Origin of the sequence: Candidatus Poriferisodalis sp. (genome assembly GCF_965208895.1) — a bacterium.
In the GTDB taxonomy this organism is placed as follows: domain Bacteria; phylum Actinomycetota; class Acidimicrobiia; order Acidimicrobiales; family Poriferisodalaceae; genus Poriferisodalis.
In genome coordinates this window covers 1,461,807-1,479,766 of record NZ_OZ242363.1, presented here as the reverse complement: position 1 = coordinate 1,479,766, position 17,960 = coordinate 1,461,807, and the positions used below count along the sequence as shown (strand labels likewise).

18 protein-coding genes are annotated in these 17,960 nt (G+C 63.7%); 10 read left to right on the top strand and 8 right to left on the bottom strand.

Going from position 1 to position 17,960, the window contains the following annotated elements; all coding sequences use genetic code 11:
• The first annotated feature begins 14 nt into the window (after window positions 1-14).
• The 8 genes from sufD (at window position 15) to ACOGJB_RS06605 (ending at window position 4,594) form a co-directional block, all read left to right on the top strand.
• Window positions 15-1,265: a Fe-S cluster assembly protein SufD gene (sufD, locus tag ACOGJB_RS06640; protein WP_419840028.1), complete on the top strand. Its 1,251-nt coding sequence runs from the start codon at window positions 15-17 to the stop codon at window positions 1,263-1,265.
• 69 nt (window positions 1,266-1,334) lie between these two features.
• Window positions 1,335-1,667: a non-heme iron oxygenase ferredoxin subunit gene (locus ACOGJB_RS06635; protein ID WP_419840027.1), complete on the top strand. Its 333-nt coding sequence runs from the start codon at window positions 1,335-1,337 to the stop codon at window positions 1,665-1,667.
• A complete protein-coding gene (gene sufC, locus ACOGJB_RS06630; RefSeq protein ID WP_419840026.1) occupies window positions 1,664-2,554 on the top strand; it encodes a Fe-S cluster assembly ATPase SufC in 891 nt (296 codons plus the stop codon). The genes ACOGJB_RS06635 and sufC (ACOGJB_RS06630) overlap by 4 nt, the downstream gene beginning before the upstream one ends.
• A gap of 99 nt (window positions 2,555-2,653) precedes the next feature.
• Window positions 2,654-2,950, top strand: coding sequence for a 4a-hydroxytetrahydrobiopterin dehydratase (locus tag ACOGJB_RS06625; protein WP_419840025.1), 297 nt, complete (start codon window positions 2,654-2,656; stop codon window positions 2,948-2,950).
• A gap of 76 nt (window positions 2,951-3,026) precedes the next feature.
• The gene (locus tag ACOGJB_RS06620) at window positions 3,027-3,515 is read left to right on the top strand and encodes an NUDIX domain-containing protein (protein WP_419840024.1); all 489 of its coding nucleotides are present in this window, start codon (window positions 3,027-3,029) and stop codon (window positions 3,513-3,515) included.
• Window positions 3,516-3,526: 11 nt separating this feature from the next.
• Complete coding sequence (locus ACOGJB_RS06615) at window positions 3,527-3,733, top strand: hypothetical protein (protein WP_419840023.1); 207 nt, start codon at window positions 3,527-3,529, stop codon at window positions 3,731-3,733.
• A 184-nt stretch (window positions 3,734-3,917) separates the two neighbouring features.
• Window positions 3,918-4,205 (top strand): AbrB/MazE/SpoVT family DNA-binding domain-containing protein, encoded by a 288-nt coding sequence (locus ACOGJB_RS06610; protein WP_419840022.1) that lies wholly within the window; start codon window positions 3,918-3,920, stop codon window positions 4,203-4,205.
• A complete protein-coding gene (locus ACOGJB_RS06605) occupies window positions 4,205-4,594 on the top strand; it encodes a PIN domain-containing protein (protein WP_419840021.1) in 390 nt (129 codons plus the stop codon). Before ACOGJB_RS06610 ends, ACOGJB_RS06605 begins: the two co-directional genes overlap by 1 nt.
• 102 nt (window positions 4,595-4,696) lie before the next feature.
• Here the strand turns inward: ACOGJB_RS06605 and ACOGJB_RS06600 are convergent, their stop codons facing one another.
• The 5 genes from ACOGJB_RS06600 to ACOGJB_RS06580 all read right to left on the bottom strand — a co-directional run bounded on the left by ACOGJB_RS06600 (window position 4,697) and on the right by ACOGJB_RS06580 (window position 10,081).
• Entirely contained in the window at window positions 4,697-5,878 is a 1,182-nt protein-coding gene (locus ACOGJB_RS06600; protein WP_419840020.1) for an acyl-CoA dehydrogenase family protein, read from the bottom strand.
• Window positions 5,879-6,067: 189 nt separating this feature from the next.
• Window positions 6,068-6,574, bottom strand: a complete 507-nt coding sequence (sufU, locus tag ACOGJB_RS06595) for a Fe-S cluster assembly sulfur transfer protein SufU (protein WP_419840019.1) — start codon at window positions 6,572-6,574, stop codon at window positions 6,068-6,070.
• 31 nt (window positions 6,575-6,605) lie between these two features.
• Complete coding sequence (locus ACOGJB_RS06590) at window positions 6,606-7,853, bottom strand: SufS family cysteine desulfurase (protein WP_419840018.1); 1,248 nt, start codon at window positions 7,851-7,853, stop codon at window positions 6,606-6,608.
• A complete protein-coding gene (gene sufC / locus ACOGJB_RS06585; RefSeq protein ID WP_419840017.1) occupies window positions 7,850-8,632 on the bottom strand; it encodes a Fe-S cluster assembly ATPase SufC in 783 nt (260 codons plus the stop codon). Before sufC (ACOGJB_RS06585) ends, ACOGJB_RS06590 begins: the two co-directional genes overlap by 4 nt.
• Before the next feature lie 75 nt (window positions 8,633-8,707).
• Entirely contained in the window at window positions 8,708-10,081 is a 1,374-nt protein-coding gene (locus tag ACOGJB_RS06580; protein ID WP_419840016.1) for a M20/M25/M40 family metallo-hydrolase, read from the bottom strand.
• 148 nt (window positions 10,082-10,229) lie between these two features.
• Between ACOGJB_RS06580 and ACOGJB_RS06575 the strand changes: the two genes are divergently transcribed.
• The gene (locus tag ACOGJB_RS06575; protein WP_419840015.1) at window positions 10,230-11,669 is read left to right on the top strand and encodes an amidase; all 1,440 of its coding nucleotides are present in this window, start codon (window positions 10,230-10,232) and stop codon (window positions 11,667-11,669) included.
• A gap of 131 nt (window positions 11,670-11,800) precedes the next feature.
• On the opposite strand, the gene ACOGJB_RS06570 is transcribed toward ACOGJB_RS06575, so the two are convergent.
• The 3 genes from ACOGJB_RS06570 to ACOGJB_RS06560 are packed head-to-tail and all read right to left on the bottom strand — an operon-like array spanning window position 11,801 to window position 17,746.
• Window positions 11,801-13,564 (bottom strand): ATP-binding protein, encoded by a 1,764-nt coding sequence (locus ACOGJB_RS06570; protein ID WP_419840014.1) that lies wholly within the window; start codon window positions 13,562-13,564, stop codon window positions 11,801-11,803.
• A 17-nt stretch (window positions 13,565-13,581) separates the two neighbouring features.
• A complete protein-coding gene (locus ACOGJB_RS06565) occupies window positions 13,582-14,655 on the bottom strand; it encodes an SIR2 family protein (RefSeq protein WP_419840013.1) in 1,074 nt (357 codons plus the stop codon).
• 31 nt (window positions 14,656-14,686) lie between these two features.
• Window positions 14,687-17,746: a class I SAM-dependent methyltransferase gene (locus ACOGJB_RS06560; protein WP_419840012.1), complete on the bottom strand. Its 3,060-nt coding sequence runs from the start codon at window positions 17,744-17,746 to the stop codon at window positions 14,687-14,689.
• A 61-nt stretch (window positions 17,747-17,807) separates the two neighbouring features.
• On the opposite strand from ACOGJB_RS06560, the gene ACOGJB_RS06555 reads away from it, so the two are divergent.
• Window positions 17,808-17,942 (top strand): hypothetical protein, encoded by a 135-nt coding sequence (locus ACOGJB_RS06555; RefSeq protein WP_419840011.1) that lies wholly within the window; start codon window positions 17,808-17,810, stop codon window positions 17,940-17,942.
• Window positions 17,943-17,960: the final 18 nt, after the last annotated feature.

The following is a 17,960-nucleotide window of genomic DNA, read 5'->3' as shown; positions in this document are numbered from 1 at the left end:
GTAGCCTCCGCAGCGTGTTCACCCCTGATCTCGTCGACGCGCTCGACGGCTCCGACGCTTTGACCAAACGGCGCCGCGCTGCAGCTGATCGGGCGGTCGCCACCGGCATGCCGTCGTTCACCGAAGAGGTGTGGCGCTACACCCCCATCGACGACCTCGAAGCCGGGCACTATGCGTTCGGGGCACCCGGCGGTGCCGCCGGGCCGCCGGGCTTGATGGCAGGCGTCGATGGCGATGCCGCAGCGGTCGTACACATCACCAACGGTGCTGTCGCAGACGTCTCGGTGCGGGCCGATGGCGTCCGCGTGAGCACGCTCGGCGATGGCGCTGACGACCTCATCGGCACGGTGGCGCCCGAGGGTCCCGACGTTTTCGGTGACTGGAACTTGGCACTGGCCACAGCGCCGGTGGTCGTCAGCATCGATCCGAAGGCGGTCGTCACTGCGCCGATCGTCGTGCACGTCCACACCGATGTCGAGGGGCTGACTTGGTTCCCTCGGCTCGTCGTGATGGCCGGGCGCACCAGCGAGGCGACGGTTATCGAACATCACACCGGCGGGGAGACTGCGGCGCTCATCTGCCCGCTGACCGAGCTGAGCGTGAGCGACGGCGCGCACCTCGGTCACGTCACTGTGCAGGAGCTGGGCGGCGCCGCGTGGCAGATCGCCAACCTCTGCTCAGATGTGGGCCGCGACGCCAACCTGCGGATCGGCCATGTGGCCATGGGCGGCGCATACGCCCGAGCCCGCATCGGCACCGACATGACCGGCCGGGGCGGCCACAGCGAGATTGATGCCGTGTACTTCGGCCGCAACACCTCCACGCTTGACTTCCGCACGTTCCAGACCCATGTGGCGCCCCACACCACCTCAGACCTGCTGTTCAAGGGGGCGGTCGACGATCACGCTCGGGCCGTCTACACCGGTTTGATCCGCATCGAAGCAGACGCCTCCCACGTTGTTGCCAACCAAACGAATCGGAATCTGAAGCTGTCGCCGAATGCGTGGGCCGAGTCGGTGCCGAACCTCGAGATCGAAAACAACGACGTGCAATGCAGCCACGCTTCCTCCATCGGCCCAGTCGACGCCGACCAGCGCTTCTACCTCGAAAGCCGGGGTGTGCCGACCGACGTGGCCGAGGCGCTGGTGGTGCGTGGCTTCTTCGACGAAGTGCTCGACGCGCTGCCGTCTGAGCAGATCTCTGCCTCGGTGCGCCAGCGCATCGACGAGCTGGTGTCCGACGCCGACTTCGCGGTGGCGCAATGAGCCCTATCGCCATAAGCCCAGTCGCTGCGGAGGCGGGGCGATGAGCGCTACCGCCATGGAGACGGTGCAATGAGCACTGCAGATGAGACCCGCGCCGTCGTCCTGTGCCAGCGCGATGATGTGCCCGACGGCGAAGCCCGTCGCTTCGACGTCGACGGTCATCGCATCGCGCTTGCACGCATCGGCGACGACTTCTACGCCATCGGCGACCGATGCAGCCACCAGAACTACTCGCTGGCCGACGGCTGGGTGTGGCCTGGCGAGTGCGCGCTGGAATGTCCCCAGCACTCCTCCAGCTTCGACCTGCGAACGGGGCGGCCGAACTGCTTCCCCGCCACCCAGCCGGTCCCCGTCTACGAAGTGCGCACCCAAGGCGAGGGCGTGGCGGTGGTGCTGCCATGAACGACAACTCCACTCACACACTGCGCATCGAAGGGCTCTGCGCCTCTGCGGGCGGCCAGGAGATCCTCCAAGGCGTGAACCTTGCGGTGTCCTCGGGGCGGGTGCATGCGGTCATGGGGCCCAACGGCTCAGGCAAGAGCACGCTGGCGCATGTGGTGATGGGCCGGCCCGGCTACGAGGTCACCGGCGGTTCGGTGACCCTCGACGGCGTCGATGTCTTGAGCCTGGCGCCCTGGGAGCGTGCGCAGGCCGGTCTGTTCTTGGCCATGCAGCATCCGACGGAGGTGCCCGGCGTCTCAGCCGCACAGGCACTGGCCGAGGCGCTTGCGCTGCGGGCCGGCGACGACAGCCCGAGCGTGGAGCAGCTCGAGCGCACCCGCGGGCTGCTCGAAGCCGAGGCGGCTGCCGTGGGGCTCAAGGCCGAACTGGTGGCGCGGCCGCTCAACGTCGACATGTCCGGCGGCGAGAAGAAGCGGAACGAGACGGTGCAGCTGGCGGTGCTGCAGCCGCGCATTGCCATCCTCGACGAGATTGACAGCGGCCTCGACATCGACGCCTTGCGCGCCTGCGCCAACCGCATCGAGGCACTCACCGAGGCGGGCCTGGGCGTGCTGGCCATCACGCACTTCACCCGGGTGTTGGAGTACCTCCGGCCCGACGAGGTTCACGTGATCGTGGACGGCCGCATCGTCGACTCCGGCGGTCCCGAGCTCGCCGACGCGCTCGAGGAGGACGGTTACGCGCCCTACCTTCCCGAAGAACCCGATGCCGGGGTGGCGGTGTCGATCGGCGGGCTCGGCAGCCCGCTCGCGGCGGAAGCGGGGCCGTCTCCCGCTGAGGACCCGTTCGCTGACCCCTGGGCCGACCCGCTCGACGAGCTGGGCTGAGCGCCGCAAAAGCTTGGCTTGACGTGAGCGGCAGAGTGCGCGTTCGATGGGCCTGCCGGGTCGTGTTGACTGGGCACTCAGCAACCAGGAGGGGGATCGATGGCACGTGAGCTGTTGTCCCAGGATGAACTTGCATCGCTGGCAGCCGAGCTCGCGGCGTGGGAGGTGTCGGGCAGCGAATTGCGCCGCACATTCCGCTTCGGGAACTTCGTGGAAGCGTTCGGATTCATGGCTGCCGCGGCTTTGGTGGCCGAGAAGATGGATCACCATCCCAACTGGTCGAACGTGTACAGCACGGTGGAAGTTGCGCTGAACACGCACGACCGTGGCGGCGTGACCGAGCTGGACGCTGCATTGGCGCGGGCGATGAACGGCCTGGCAGGCAGCGCAGGCTGATAGCTCGTCGATGGCTTGGCTGCGCCTGAGGCGCCGCACGAAGGCGGATCGCCCCGGGCGATCCGCGTCTACGCCCATGGTGGAGGGAACCGTCGAGTCGAAGCCCGGCGCGCGCCGGTTGCTGCATCAGCTTTTCGAGGTATGGGTGCGCTTGCGGCCCGCACGCGTCACGCTCGGCGTGCGTGGCCTGGCCGTCGACCCGAAGGGCCGCGTCTGCTTGGTGCGCCACACCTACCGTGACGGTTGGTTTCTGCCCGGCGGCGGCGTGAAGCCCCGCGAGACGCTGTCGGCGGCGGCGGCCAGGGAGCTGCGCGAGGAGACCGGGATCGTGGTCACTGAGGCTCCCCGCAGCGTGCTCGGCGTGTACTCGTCACGCCACGGGCACCGCAGCGACCACATCGTCGTATTCGTGGTCACCGACTGGCGGGTGGAAGAGTCGGTTTCACCGGAAATCGCCGAGGTGGCGTTCTTCCCGCCCGACGAACTGCCCCCCGGCACCACGCCGGGCACCTCACGACGCATCTCCGAATGGATGACCGGCGTCCCCCCCGGCCACCGCTGGTAAGACTGGGTGTCGTGACACTTCATCAGGGGGAGCCCGAAGACCAAGACTCGTTTGATGTTTCCCGCAGCGACCTCGCCCCGCACGTCTGGACCTCCATCAGCGACCTCGCCCCACGCGCGAGGCATGAGGCACGGCTGCTGGGTGATCTGCTGAGTCATGATGAGCATGCAGCGTTCGTCCGTTCGCTTGACGACGACCCGGACCTCGCCACGACATAGGTGATGAGGCTGACCCCGCACGTCTGGGTATCCGTTTTGCACATCGATCCGCAGTTCTGCAGCATCCCGATCTGAGGATTTGCAGGGCTCAAGTCTGTGGAAACGTCGGGCTGAGATACGTGGGCACGCAGGAGCGTACGCACAGGTGCAGTTGTTCTTCAAGGTCAAGGTTATACTGATTGGTATGACTCACAAGGTGGGGCCGAAGGGCCAGGTGGTGATCCCGAAGGAGATCCGTGATCGGCTCGGCATCAGGCCGGGTGACCGTGTGAGCTTCTGGTGCGATGGAGACGCAGTCAGCGTTCGGCGCATCGACGACATCCGATCCTTGATCGGCATCTTCGCTGACGGTCCCAGCCTGACCGAGGACCTGATGGCCGAGCGACGAGCAGACCGCGAACGCGAAGAAGCCCGCCTTGCTGCATTCGGGGTTTCGCAGGCAGAATTCGACGCAGATGCTCGAACTCGCTGATGGCAGTGGTGCTCGACACCTGGCCGGTGATGAGGATGCTCGACGGAGAGCAGCCAGCCGCTGCGCAAGTCGCTGATCTGATCGGTCGCGAGACTCCATGGATGTCGTGGATCAACCTTGGCGAGGCCTACTGCACCATGCGCCGACAACAAGGCGCATCGGCCGCGGGCGAGGTGCTGCACATGCTGACCGGTGGCATTCTGGCCGAGCTGCCGACTCCTGAACGGGTCATCGAAGCTGCGACGATCAAGTCGGCGTACCCAATGTCCTACGCCGACGCATTCGCCGCTGCCACCGCCATCGCGCACGACGCCGAGTTGTGGACCGGTGATCCCGAACTTCTCGTACCCGACGCCCCTTGGCGCTGGCGCGACCTGCGCCAAGTCTGACGACCCTCGGCTTCTAGCCGAATCCCGGTGGAGGCGAGAGCAGCTTGCGCCGGTTATCAGACCTCCGGCGGCTGCCCTGTCAACCCATTCGTCGCCGTAACGCTAGAGGCGGGGGGTGCGGGGTGGGTGGCCCATGAGGATGCGGCCGTAGGCCTCTAGTGCGGGATCGAGCGCTGTGATCGCGTGCATGTTGATGGCCTGCAGGTCGGCTTGGAGGCGGCCGATCCGGTTGGTGTCTCGCACGCCTCGGCCGCCGGTTGCCAGGTAGAGCATCTCGACGGCTTCTAGACAGCGGCGGACGGCGAAAGCACAGTCGAGCCGCACTCGTGCCCGCAGCGGAAGCTCGAGCGGTTCGCCGTTGCGGGCGCCCTCGATGAGAAGTTCGGCGGTGCGCCGCATCAATAGTTCGCCTTGGTCCACCAGCGCATGGGCTTCGGCGAACTGGCGGTGTGTCAGCGGCCAATCGGTCTGCAGAACGTCGACGTGGCTGATGACTTTGCCGTCGACTTCTTCGGCGAATGCAGCCAGCGACGCCCGAGCGGCCCCGAGCGCCGGCGGAACCAGCGCGTAGGCCAGCGTCGGCATGAGCGAGCTGCGCTGGATCCAGCCGACGTTGCGGGCCATGCCCGGTGTGTCGCCTGAGGCCAGCACCTCACCGGGCACGAATCGGTGTTCGGGCACGAAGGCGTCCTTCACCACGATGCTGCTGCTGCCGGTGGCACGAAGCCCATTGGCGTGCCAGTCGTCGAGCGCCGAGACATCGGTTGCGGGCAGGACGAACATGCCCGAAATCGGCCCGTCGCCCTCGGGGGACGGGAAGTGCCCTCCCAGGACCACCCAGTCCGCGTGATCGATGCCCGAGCCGAACGGCCAGAAGCCGTTGAGCGTCCAACCGCCGTCGACGGGGGTTGCGTCGCCGCGGTCGACGAGCACCCCGGCGACGTACTGGTCGGCGCCTGGGCCGTAGATGTCTTCCTGGCAGGCATCGGGCCAGTGGCCCACCAGCCAGGCGTGCGCATTGCCGACGCAGGAATGCCACGCGGTCGAGGGGCAGCCTTCAGCCAGCGCTGCGTTCACCTCGAGGTAGGTGATCCAGTCGAGCTCCTGGCCGCCGTTGGCACTCGGTTGACCGATGGTGAGCAGCTCAGCGCCTCGCAGCTCGTCGATAACGTCGGCTTCGACCCGGCGGGCCCACGGATCAGCCGCGGCCCGGGCGGCCAGCTTGGGAGCGAGGTGCCGCGCCCGTTCGATGAGTTCGGCGCGACGGTCAGCTTCCTGCGACATGGTCCCCATCCAAGCAGGCCCCTCAGACTCGATGCACGCCTAGTGCCGCGTCAACAAACGTTTGCGTGGTTGCACCACCCAGCTCGGCCAGGGCCAGGCGCACTGGGAACTCCGGCGCAGCGTCGCACATCGAAGGTTCCCTGACACGGCACTAGCAGAACGAGCAGGCGAGACGATGCGTCGGAGGACTCAACTCGCGTCGACCGTCTCGTCGAGGCCGCTTGCGAGCGCATTCCAGCCGAGGGTGGCGCATTTGATGCGGACCGGGAACTTCACCACGCCTCGCAGTGCTTCGAGGTCGCCGAGTCGGAGTGCCCCGCCGTTGGCGTCAGAGCCGCCGTCAGCCCCGCTGCCGTCGAGTGATTCGCTGCCGTCGCCGCCGATGGTTTCTTCGTGGATCGACATCATGGCCTTGAAGGCCCGCGTGAGGTCGCGGATTTCCTCTGCCGATCTGCCGATGACGGCCGCAGACATCATCGACGCCGATGCCTGGCTGATCGAGCAGCCCTGCCCGCCGACTCGCAGGTCGGTCACGGTGTCGCCGTCCATCTCGAAGGTCAGCACCACCTCGTCGCCGCACAGCGGGTTGAAACCCTCGCTGCGGTACGCAGGCGGACTCTCCAGTTCGCCGCGATTGCGCGGGTTGCGGTAGTGGTCGAGGATGATCTCGCGGTACAGGTCTTCGAGCCCAGCCATCGGATCTTGTCTCGTCTCGGTCCTGTTGCCTCTAACGGCCGAACAGGGCGCCGACTTCGTCGAGCGCCTCAGCCAGCGAATCTACGTCTGAAGTGTCGTTGTACACGTACAGCGAGGCCCGTGTCGTGGCGGCGACGCCGAGGCAACGCATGAGCGGCTTTGCGCAGTGGTGACCCGCACGCACGCACACGCCGCTCTGGTCGAGCACTTGGGAGATGTCGTGGGGGTGCACGTCGCGGTAGACGAACGACAGCACGCCGCCGCGCTGGGCCGGCTCTGAAGGGCCGTGCACGGTGATGTCGTCGCCGTGGCGGTCGGTCAGCGCGCGTAGGGCGTAGCCGGTGAGGCTGACTTCGTGTGCCCGCACGGCGTCCATGCCGAGCCCTTCCAGGTAGCGCACTGCAGCGCCGAGGCCCACGATCTCTGCGATGGGTGGGGTGCCGGCTTCGAACTTGTGCGGCACCGTGTTGGGCCGGAAGCCCTCCTTGGTGACGTCGAGGATCATCTCGCCGCCGCCGAGGAACGGCGGCATGGCGTCGAGCAGCTCCGAGCGGGCCCACAGCACGCCCACCCCGGTCGGGCCGCACATCTTGTGCCCGGTGAACACCATGAAATCGGCGTCCAGCGCACCCACATCGGTGGGCAGGTGCGGCACGTACTGGCTGGCGTCGACGCTGATCAGCGCGCCGGCGTCATGGGCGGCGGCCGCAAGGCACCCGATCGGGTTGAGCGTGCCCAACACGTTGCTCATGGCGGTGACCGACAGCAGCTTCGCCCCGTCCAGCAGGCGATCCAGATCGGAGAGGTCCAAGCAGCCGTCAGCGGTGATCGGGATCCAGCGAATCTCGAAGCCCCGCTCGGCGGCCATGATGTGCCACGGCACGATGTTGGCGTGGTGCTCCATCTCGGTGAGCACGATTGCGTCCGCGGGGCCCAGATTGGCGCCGCCCCACGATCGGGCAACCAGGTTCATGGCCTCGGTGGCGTTCTTGGTGAACACGATCTCATCCGCGCTGGGGGCCGAGATGAAGCGAGCGACATCGGCTCGGGCACGCTCCATGAGCTCGGTCGCGGCTGCAGCGATCTCATACGCGCCGCGATGGACGTTGGCGTTGACCGTGCGGTAGTAGTCGTCCATCGCATCGAGAACGGCGGCCGGCTTCTGCGACGACGCCGCAGAGTCGAGGTAGACGATCGGGTTGCCGTGGATGCTGCGCTCAAGCAGCGGGAACTGCGCCTTGACGGCCCCGTCGATGTCCCCGCCGGCGCCGACGATCACGCTGCGGCCTTGCGTTCGAATGGCTCGTAGCCGTCGCTCTCCAACTCGGCGGCCAGTTCGGGACCGCCCGAAGCCACGATCCGCCCGTCGACCAGCACGTGGACGTGGTCGGGCTCGATCTCGCTGAGCAGGCGTTCGTAGTGGGTGATGAGCACCACGCCCATGTGCGGCCGCTCGGCGCGGACCTGCTGCAACCCGGTCGCCACCACCCGCAGCGCATCGATGTCGAGGCCTGAATCGGTCTCGTCCAGAACGGCCACGTCGGGTTCGAGCAGTGCGAGCTGCAGGATCTCGTTGCGCTTTCGCTCCCCGCCGCTGAAGCCCTCGTTGAGGTAGCGGTCCATGAAAGATTCGTCCATGCCGAGCCGTGACATCCACTCGCCCATGGCGACGTAGATCTCGATGGCGGACACGTCCTCGCCGCGCCGTGCCGAGACTGCCTGGCGCAGGAAATTGCGCACCGACACACCGGGGATGTGCTGTGGGTACTGGAACGCGAGGAACAGGCCGGCTTTCGATCGGGCGTCCGGGTCCCACTCGGAGATGTCGTCGCCCCGGTAGCGGATCTCCCCGCCGGTTACCTCGTACTCGGGAGACCCGAGGATCGTGGTGGCCAGCGTCGACTTGCCCGAGCCGTTGGGGCCCATGATGGCGTGGCACTCGCCTGCGTTGACCACCAGATCCACGCCGCGGAGGATCTGCGGGCCCTCGACCGCCCGGACGCCCAAGTCGTCGATCTCGAACAGGGGTGTGCCCGACGCTGTGCCGTCCAATGCCATCAAGCGCAGTGTATGGCTGGCCCCAAAAGCCCCAACAAGCGCGGCAGGGATTGCGTCGGGCCGATTGGCGGTTGCTCAGTCCCAGAGGCTATTGACCACGTCGAGCCACAGCTGGGTGGTGAGCGCAAGCGATTCGATGTCGATCCGCTCGTCGTTGCCGTGGAACCGTGCGCCGTAGTCGCCGCCGTCGAGCTCGGGGCTGAACAAGCCGGCGCCGTACGCGATGGCACCCATGTCCCGGTACACCCGAGAGTCGGTGAACCCGATGATGAGCTGCGGGGTCAGCCGGGCCGTGGGGAAGCGCCTCCCGACGGCGACTTGCAGAGCGTCCCACAGCGGCGTCTCCACCCGGCTCACCGACGCCGGGTCGTTCATGATGATCTCGACTTCGACGTCGTCAGCGAGGTCGCCGAGTGCCTCATCCAGATGCGCTTGCACTTCGGCGGCGCCTTCACCGGGCAGCGTGCGTACGTCCACTTCGATGTCGACGTGATCGGGGATGACGTTCGTCTTCATCGTCGTGGGCGCGCCGATGACGTTCGGCGAGAACGAGGTGTGAGTGCACGAGTAGAGATGCGCCGCAACCGAGGCGCTGGGGTGGGCGTCCAGCCAGTCCTCGACGAGGTTCTCGTCGAGCATGATCGCCCGGGTCTCGTCGTCGACGCCGAGTGTGTCGACCTGCTCGCGCCACAGCTCGTGGAACCGCGGCGGCGGGCGGTACTGAGAGATCCGGTGCACGACTGCAGCCGCCCGAACGAGCGCGTTCTCCTGCCGGAACGGCCGTGACCCATGTCCGGGCACGCCGCGTACTCGCAGGCGCCGCCAGGCCACGCCCTTCTCGCCCACGTTCATGCCGATGAACGGGGCGTCCGGCGAGCCTGAATGCAGGCCGCCGTTCTCGGTCAGCACGTAGTCGGCGCCGATCGCGTCCCAGTGATTCTCGGCCATCCAGCGGGCTCCGTAGGCCGAGCCGGCCTCCTCGTCGGCGCAGGCGAAGTAGATGAGATCGCCCTTGGGCCGGTAGCCGGTCTCGGCCATGTGCCGGAATGCGACGGCCATGGACGACGTGAGGTTCAGCATGTCCACCGCGCCGCGGCCCCATACCTCGCCGTCGATGAGCTCCCCGCCAAAGGGATCGCGGCTCCAGCCGTCGGCGTTGACCGGCACCACGTCGGTGTGGCCCATCAGGCACAGCGTCGGTGCATTCGGATCGCTGCCTTCGATGCGGGTGGCGAGCGATCGTCGGCCCGGTGCGGCGTCGAACACCTCCAAGTCCAGTCCGGCACCTTCCAGGTAGGCCTGAATCGTGTCGGAGTTGCGGACTTCGCCACCCGACTCCGCCGTGCCGTCGTTGACGCACTCGTTGCGGATCAGGGTCTGCAGCAACTCGACGGTCTGGCCGGTGCGGCGGTTCTCATCGCTGGTCCCCGCAGTGAATGACTCGCTCATGGGCTGCAACCTAGAGGCTGGGCCGCAGGCGAAGCCGTGGCCCGAGCGGCCCGTGACCGCAGCGAACAAGAGCGGAACACGACACTTGGCCGGAGGCAAGTTTCACGAATCCCTGTTTCGGTATGGGTGCCTGTGGTCGAATGACCCGATGGACACGAACGCTGAAGGGGATGCGGGCATCTGCGGGCTGACTGCCACACGTATGGCGGCGATGCTGGCGAGCGGCGAGATCTCGGCACGCGAGCTGCTGGCAGCACACCTCGAACGCATCTCCGAGGTCAACCCCGCCCTCAACGCCATCGTCACGTTCACACCGGAGCTGGCGGCCGAGCGTGCGGCCGCGGCCGACGAGGCGCACGCCCGTGGGGAATCACTCGGGCTGCTGCATGGGCTGCCGGTGGCGCACAAGGACTTGGCGCTCACCGCCGGCGTCCGCACCACGATGGGATCGCCGCTGTTCGCCGACTTCGTCCCCGACATCGACGCCTTAGTGGTGGAGCGTCAGCGCGAAGCCGGCGCGGTGATGGTCGGCAAGACCAACACGCCCGAGTTCGGTGCGGGCTCGCACACGTTCAATCCGGTGTTCGGCATCACCCGCAACCCGTACAACGTCGACAAGACCTGCGGTGGCTCCAGCGGGGGAGCGGCAGTGGCGCTGGCCGCCCGGATGCTGCCGCTGTGCGACGGATCGGACTTGGGCGGATCCCTGCGCAACCCGGCGGCGTTCTGCAACATCGTGGGCTTCCGCCCGTCGCCGGGACGGGTGCCGTCGACCACCTCACAGGACGCTTGGTTTCCGCTGGCGGTCGAGGGCCCGATGGGCCGGACCGTGGCCGACGTGGCGTTCTTCCTTCAGGCACTCGCCGGCCCAGATGACCGCTCGCCGGTGTCGAACCAGGAATCGCCGGCGGTCTTCGCGGGTTCGCTGGAACGGGACCTGCGCGGCGTCCGGGTCGCTTGGTCACCCGATGCGGGCGGACTGCCGGTCGATCCTGCCGTGCGGGCCGCCACGGCGAACGTGCCTGATGTGCTCGCCGATCTGGGCTGCGAGGTGGTCGAAGCCTGGCCCGATCTGTCCGATGCCCCGCAGGTATTCCAGGCACGCCGGGCCTGGGTGTTCGCTGTCGGATTCGGGTCGCTGCTGTCCGAACACGGTGACCAGATGAAGGAGACGCTGGTCTGGAATATTGAAAAGGGCCTGTCGATGTCGATTGCCGACTACGCCGACGCTTGCCGCCGCCACACCCAGCTGTTCGCAGCCGTCGACGATTTCATGTCGGGCGACGGCGGCTTCGAGTTTCTTGCATGCCCGACCACCCAGGTGCCCCCGTTCGATGTCGAGGTCGAGTACCCCACCGAGATCGAGGGTGTCGAATTCGGGACCTACATCGACTGGATGCGCTCGTGCAGCGACATCACGGTCACCACGCACCCTGCGATCTCGGTACCGGCCGGCTTCACCGGCGACGGCTTGCCCGTCGGCCTGCAGCTCGTCGGCTGCCACCGCGCCGACCGCTCAGTGCTCGAGCTGGCCTACGCCTGGGAAACAGCAACCCGCCACATCGACGTGCTCCCGGGGTTGCAATGATGGATCTTGGAAGTCTCACGTCTGGCGGCTTGGTACATCCCTCGTCTACTACAGGAGCGATACACGGCATATGTTTGGTGCGTCAGAAACGCTTCTGATGGGCCGACCTCCCGTCTCTTCAGGTGTCCAAACTATTGTTGCGTTTGACGGCGCCAGTTTTCGACTGCTGCCGGAATGGCTCCATCAGATTGGGGAGTTGACCACTCACTCCAGAAGTCGACAGTTGCACTTCTAGGCTTGTGCTCTGGCTCCGATACGAATATGCGTGTTGGAAGCAAACTTGCATCACCGACGACCAGTGCCTCACCGGTATCCAATACAGGAAGAGCGCCAACAAAACCTCCAAGACTGTCCGGCAGCAATCGACGCACTACGCCCTGGTCTTCCGCATTCGTTAGCCGCATCGACACAAAATTGTTGCACTGGCTCAGAACTGTTCGGTTAACTTCAGAAGGGCGTTGGCTAATTACTACCAGCCCGATGCCATACTTGCGTCCTTCCTTTGCGATACGCTCAAACACGGTATTTGATGTAGCTTCGACGGCGCCACTTTGCCGTTCGTTGGGCATATACAGGTGTGCCTCGTCGCAAAATAGGGCAATCGGGTGTCGTTGATCGGCTGGAGCCCACTGTTGCAGCGAAAAGGCCAGGCGAGCGACCAAACTCACCATCAATGGCAAGACATCGGAAGGAACCTCCGAGAAATCGATAACTTTGACACCGCCCGAGCACTCTGATTGGACATGCGCGCCCCCTAGCAAGCGGATTGCTAATTCTTCTAGCCAATCGTACTGGAGAACATCAGGAGCGCCCTCAAACATGAATCCCATTCGACGGTCATTCCGCTTATTTCCGAGCCGCTCTATGAGCCTAGTAAGTCTGCCAAAATGTGGACCTTGCTTTTGGCCACGAGCTCCCTCAACCATTTCGTGGTCGAGGTCTTCAAGCCTTTTGAGAACGGCGTCAAGATCAAAAGGTATTGGACTATCAATCGTGATGTCGGTAGAGCGCTCGTCGTCGACGTGATCAAACAGATATTTTAGCTTGGCGTCTAGGACAATGTTTGACATAAGGCTTCGCTGATTGGGAGCATTCTGATCACTGCGATCGACAAAGACAGCGCCCAGGGACTCGTGATCGAGGAGCCAGAATGGTAGGTAGATAACCTCCTGGCTTGAATCGCCGCTTGTGTCCAGATCGTTCGGACCGGCGATTCTGTATCGCGTTACGCTGTCTCCAGCGAGAGTGCTGTATTCGCCGTGAATGTCCAGCAGAAGCGCATTGGCTCCGGTCAATAGAGCGACTTGCTCGACAATGCGGGCGACGGTCCATGATTTGCCGGCGCCGGTGCTACCCACAATGAGTGCATGCCTTTGAAAGAACTTGTCGCCGTTGAGATATGCGTATGCGTTCTTGTCCAGAGTATAGACACCCAATTCGAGGCGTTGTTCCTCGGAGCCAACGCTAGCGATGATCTGCATGAATCCGCTTAGGTCGTTGCCTTCGATCGCAAAACAGCACGCGTCGATCTCTGGAACTGTTTCGAGAGTTCGCGAAAAACTGTCGTTGACGTCGCCGTAACCCGCGACATGAGTCCCGATGAGGGTGACTTTTACCGTGTTGTCTTCGTCGCTCGCTTGGAGCCCAGATTCTCGAGACTCGGACTCATCGCCTGTCTCATCTTGTACAGTTCGAGCGAGCCTGACGATCTTATGTACGATGCCAATAAGATGTTCGCCAGGCCTACTACTGTGCAAGTACACGAGTCTATTCACTTGAAGGCGTCGCAACCGGTCGATATCGGTGACGTGAACCGTTACGGTAGCCGTGTCAACTGCACTCACTTGGCCCAGAGCATCGCTGTCATCTTGGTCGAACAGTTTTGATTCGGTCATTCTAAATCTTCCTTGCCCTATGTAATGTTCTCGACGAAGGCGCCTAAGTCCCAGAGGTTGACATCTTCTATGTCCGAGACAGGATCGAATAAATTGCTGATGACGTGAGTCCCGTTGATGTCACCGACGCCGCACTCGAGAGCCAAGAATTGCCCATCGCGTGGATTGTCCAACATCGCCCGCGCCTGGGACGTGAGATGGCGCGCGAGAATCAGGAGTCGAGCCTCGCCTGAACGCCAGCGACTGAGTAGCCGTGGGTGAATGTGCTGGTCATTAAATCCATAGCCAACGCACATATATGTGCTCGCAGTGTCCAATGCACTATCAGCACCGGACAATATGGATCGAAACGGTTCTTGGTGTGTTTGCTCATATTTGTGTAATCCTGGTGTAATAATGGCCGGCCTGCAGCCCGTCGGAATATCTCGGGCTGCCGTGATTGAGATTACGTCTCCGTCAATCCGAAAGAACCAGTCAAGTGATCCATGAACCTTCCAAACATTGACCTTCTTGAGGCCAGGGGCATTGCCACTGAGGCGCGGAAGAGAGATCTTGTAGGGTAAGTTTGCATGACGTTGCCGATAGTATCCTGGCGGAAAGCCGGAATAGTGCCATCGATTGGCTATGTCTGCGCTGTATTCGGCGAGCCGGTCATAGTTGGTCGTGACTACCGACACCTCTTGTTCGCTAGTGGAGAAGAAGAAATCGTATAGCCGAGCTAGTGGAGTCCTTAGTCCACTGGAGATGATTTCGTTGAATGCACTGCAATCTCGTTCTTGAATGAAACCCCACACGACCCTGACGATGTAGTCTTGAAGAGAATCGGGTAGGTTTTGTCGCGCCAGAGCCTCCTCGATGTCACTGTCTTCTAGGCGTTCGATCAGGCTTTGCCACGCGCCTAGTTCCTCGCTAGACCAAGACGGGTCAGGGGATTGTAGACGAACAAATTCTGTCACGTCACCAGTGCTCGGCAATTCATGAGCTATTGAAGCACCGCTTCCCAATACAATCACAGGAACCGTTTGAAGGCATCTTCTCGCCGCCGCTGCCACGAGTTCGAGTGGCGTAGATTGGTCGTAGTTGGTTTGCATACGCGCGGTCCTGCCCTCGTTGATCCATTGTTTAGTGGCCCGGTCTTGAACTCTGGCCTCCATGAACAGAGGGTTCGAGGCACCATTGTTCTCGCGTAATGTCAAGTGAACGTAAGTGCTGTCGATCGAGCCCCAGAATGTCGACCAGCATGATCTCATCGAGATGATGTCGTGCTTCGTCACGCCATGACTCATTAGCAGGTAAGAGTGATGTCTCGGCGTACGCGCTGGATGTGGAGTAGGCCAGTGCCTGCTGCGTTGCGTCGAAGCGACGAGGATCAGGTACGAGCAGATCACCGATGCGCGTAAGTGTGAGTATCGCTCGCCCGGACTGCTGTCGGCTACCGAGGAACCAGAAGTTGATGAGGCCAAGGGTCGAATTGAGCCACAGGGCAACAAACGGCTCCCATGAATCATCGTGCAGGATGAACGAGGGCCACGCGCGACCGCCGATCACTGGTTCCGCGGTGAGGCTTGCGGCTAGCGGCTGACTGTTGATTTGGAAGTCCAAGTTGCAGTGAAGGCGTGTGGCGGTATTCCAAACTTGCAGTGCGAGCTCGCGTCGATCGTTATCAATGCGGCCTTGAGTGTCCGGCGCCACCTGCAGGCATCGCTCTCGCGTCGCGTCGTGTCCCCAGAGAATTGGATATGCGGCAGGCTCGTTCTTGGTTAGATCTTGGATGACGAATGGCCCGCGAGCGGTGTTGCCCGTTGACTTGATGTCGAGGTGGTAAGGGCCTGGAACCCCGAGTTCTCGCAGTGGTACAAGGGGTATTGAGACGTCGGCCATGCGGGGCAGGTGGAGTCTTCCTTCGGTGAGGGCCAGTGCCGTCCGAGCAACATCCGGTTCTCGGACGGCGGCGCAGCCGCCGTGGTCCAGCGAGGCCCGGGTACAGGTCCCTACAATTTCGTCCCCCACAACAACGCTTCCGGCGGAATCGGTGCGCAAAGTCGACAAGGCGCGAGCGATCTCCACGCCAGCGACGATTCCAGCGGGACGTTCATAGAGACTCACCCACAAAGCTAGATCCTCGGGCTTGGGGTCACCAGCACCGCCGACAGTGGCTTCGGAGTTCGCCGACGTTGGCCCGTCGGGTGGTAGGCGCTTTGGTGCGCTGCGGCGTGTAGCTACAACAAGCACCTCAGCCATACCTGTGTCAGCCGAGAATGCTCGATCCGTGCTGCCGACTGCGGCAATAGAGATCACAACGACATCGCGGTATTCCCGGGCCAGGATCTGCCTTACGCCGTCCCACGACGCACCGGAGGTGAAAGCGGCAGGAATCACCAGGGCCAAGACGCCGCCCGGCTTGGTCTTTAGGTGTGCGAGGTCGATGAAATTCGTCGCTAATCCGGCGTTGCCGTGGCCGACCTGCCTATGGGGAAGTCTCTTGCCGAGTCGTTTGAGCTCTCGGGACATCGCCCGCTGCTCAGCCTTAGTGGTCTCGAACCCAGCGAAAGCAGGTACGGGCACTCCTTGTTGTTCCGCAGTTTCCTTGGTGGTCGGCCGCGTGAACGGCGGATTCATGATGCAGAGATCCAAGGAAGCAGCCGGCAGGTCGAGTCGGCCGTAGCCGTCTGGGCCGTGGCCGGATACGAGACCGCTACCGCTCAGCGCCTGCTCACCTGTGCCGAACACGCTGAGTTGGACGTCGGTGCCAAGAAGATCGAGCGAGCCGATTGATGTCCGAGGTTTGTCATCGCCTGGCACGGTGTGTCGGCCATACGGCATCGTGTGAATCGCGGTCTGGGTAAACGTGATATCGGGGTGTGCCGCCGACAGCTGCGCGACCGTGAGGTGTGTGGCCGCGGGCATGATGTCGGCGCCGACGAGCACGTCCTCCACCATGTGGCGGTGGAGCGATCGGTCATTGACTCCATGGCGTCGAACCCGCGTCGCTACTCGTCGGTATGCGGCAGATAGCAGCGTGCCAGTTCCACAGGCGAGGTCGGCGATCTTCAATTCACCGGCCAGATGGTCCCCGTCTGGCTCGATTCTGAGTCGTGCGACGGCCAGCTCAGCCAGCATCGCAGCGGAACTCGGCAGCGTGTAAAAGGTCGCTAGAAACTTGCGGTCTGTGATCAGGCGACCGATGGCTTGCCCTGCGAGGTCTCCGGTCGTGACGGTGCTCAAGCCCTCGAGGTCTTCTGCCAAGCCCATCATGCGGAGCAGGACGGGTGAAGCGCTCGGCGACGGCAGTGCTGAGAGGATGTCGAGAGCCAGAGAGAAGATCGGCCAGTAGTCGACTTCGTGCATAATGCGATGCCACTCATCGACAAACTCGAGCTGGCTCACGTGCGGCCTGCCGAGCGCGAGACCCTTGGCACGCATCTGCGTGAAGTTCTTGATGGCGTGAGCGTCTGCAATCGCACGATGCACGATGCACGCATTGGCCAACACGGTCATCGCCATCCGAATGGTCTGGAGGCTTGGCTCCTGCTGTAGGCACTGCGCGATGTTTGCGAGAGCATCAGGTCGCTTCTCAGCTTCGAATATCACGATGTAAGCGGATTCGGTGACGGCTTCTTCGAGCAGAGTTGCTCCTCGCTCAACTGCCTGCTCCGAAATGGCTGTTGTCTCGATGAATCCAACGACATCGTCGAGCGACCCTTCGATCCAGCCGGTTGCTGGGTACCTCTCGGCGGGCGATCCTGCGTGGGCTGCGCCAGGGTCAGCCGACGATGATGCGTCGCCGCTGAGACAGGAGACAAAGGAGCAGTACGAGTAGCGCGTTTGCGCATCTCCGAGAGTTCCCGTGATCGCGGATTGGTCAAGTGCCCCGAGGAATGCCGGAACCCGCAGTGCGACTACATGCTCAACGAGAGCGCCGGTGGCGAGCTGGCTGCCGAGCCTGGCCAATGCATCACCCTCGACGCTCGATGGGGGACTGTCGTCATACTCGATCTCGATGACGGTCGCAGTGCTGCTGCTCGCGTGCAAGACGACGTCGGGCCGCTTGGACTTGGCGCCGCGTATGACACCTGATTGCTCAGCATTGAGGTGTCCCTGCCACCCAGGGGACCGCTGCAGCAGCGCCTGCGCAAACAGCGAGTTGAATGCCCCCTCCTCGGTATGTGCCGCGCCAGCCACGAGAAGCAGTCTGGCGCGGAGGTGTGACACTTGAGCGGACCTGCACGTTCACGGAGATGAGTTGGATCGGCTGCCCGTCGGCCTGCAGCTCATCGTCCGCCACCGAGCCGATCGTTCAGTGCTCGAGCTGGCCCATGCCTGGGAGGCGCCAACCCGCTACTTCGATGTGCTCCCATCGCTGTCCGGATTGTCCTGAACGCCGAAATCAGCCCGT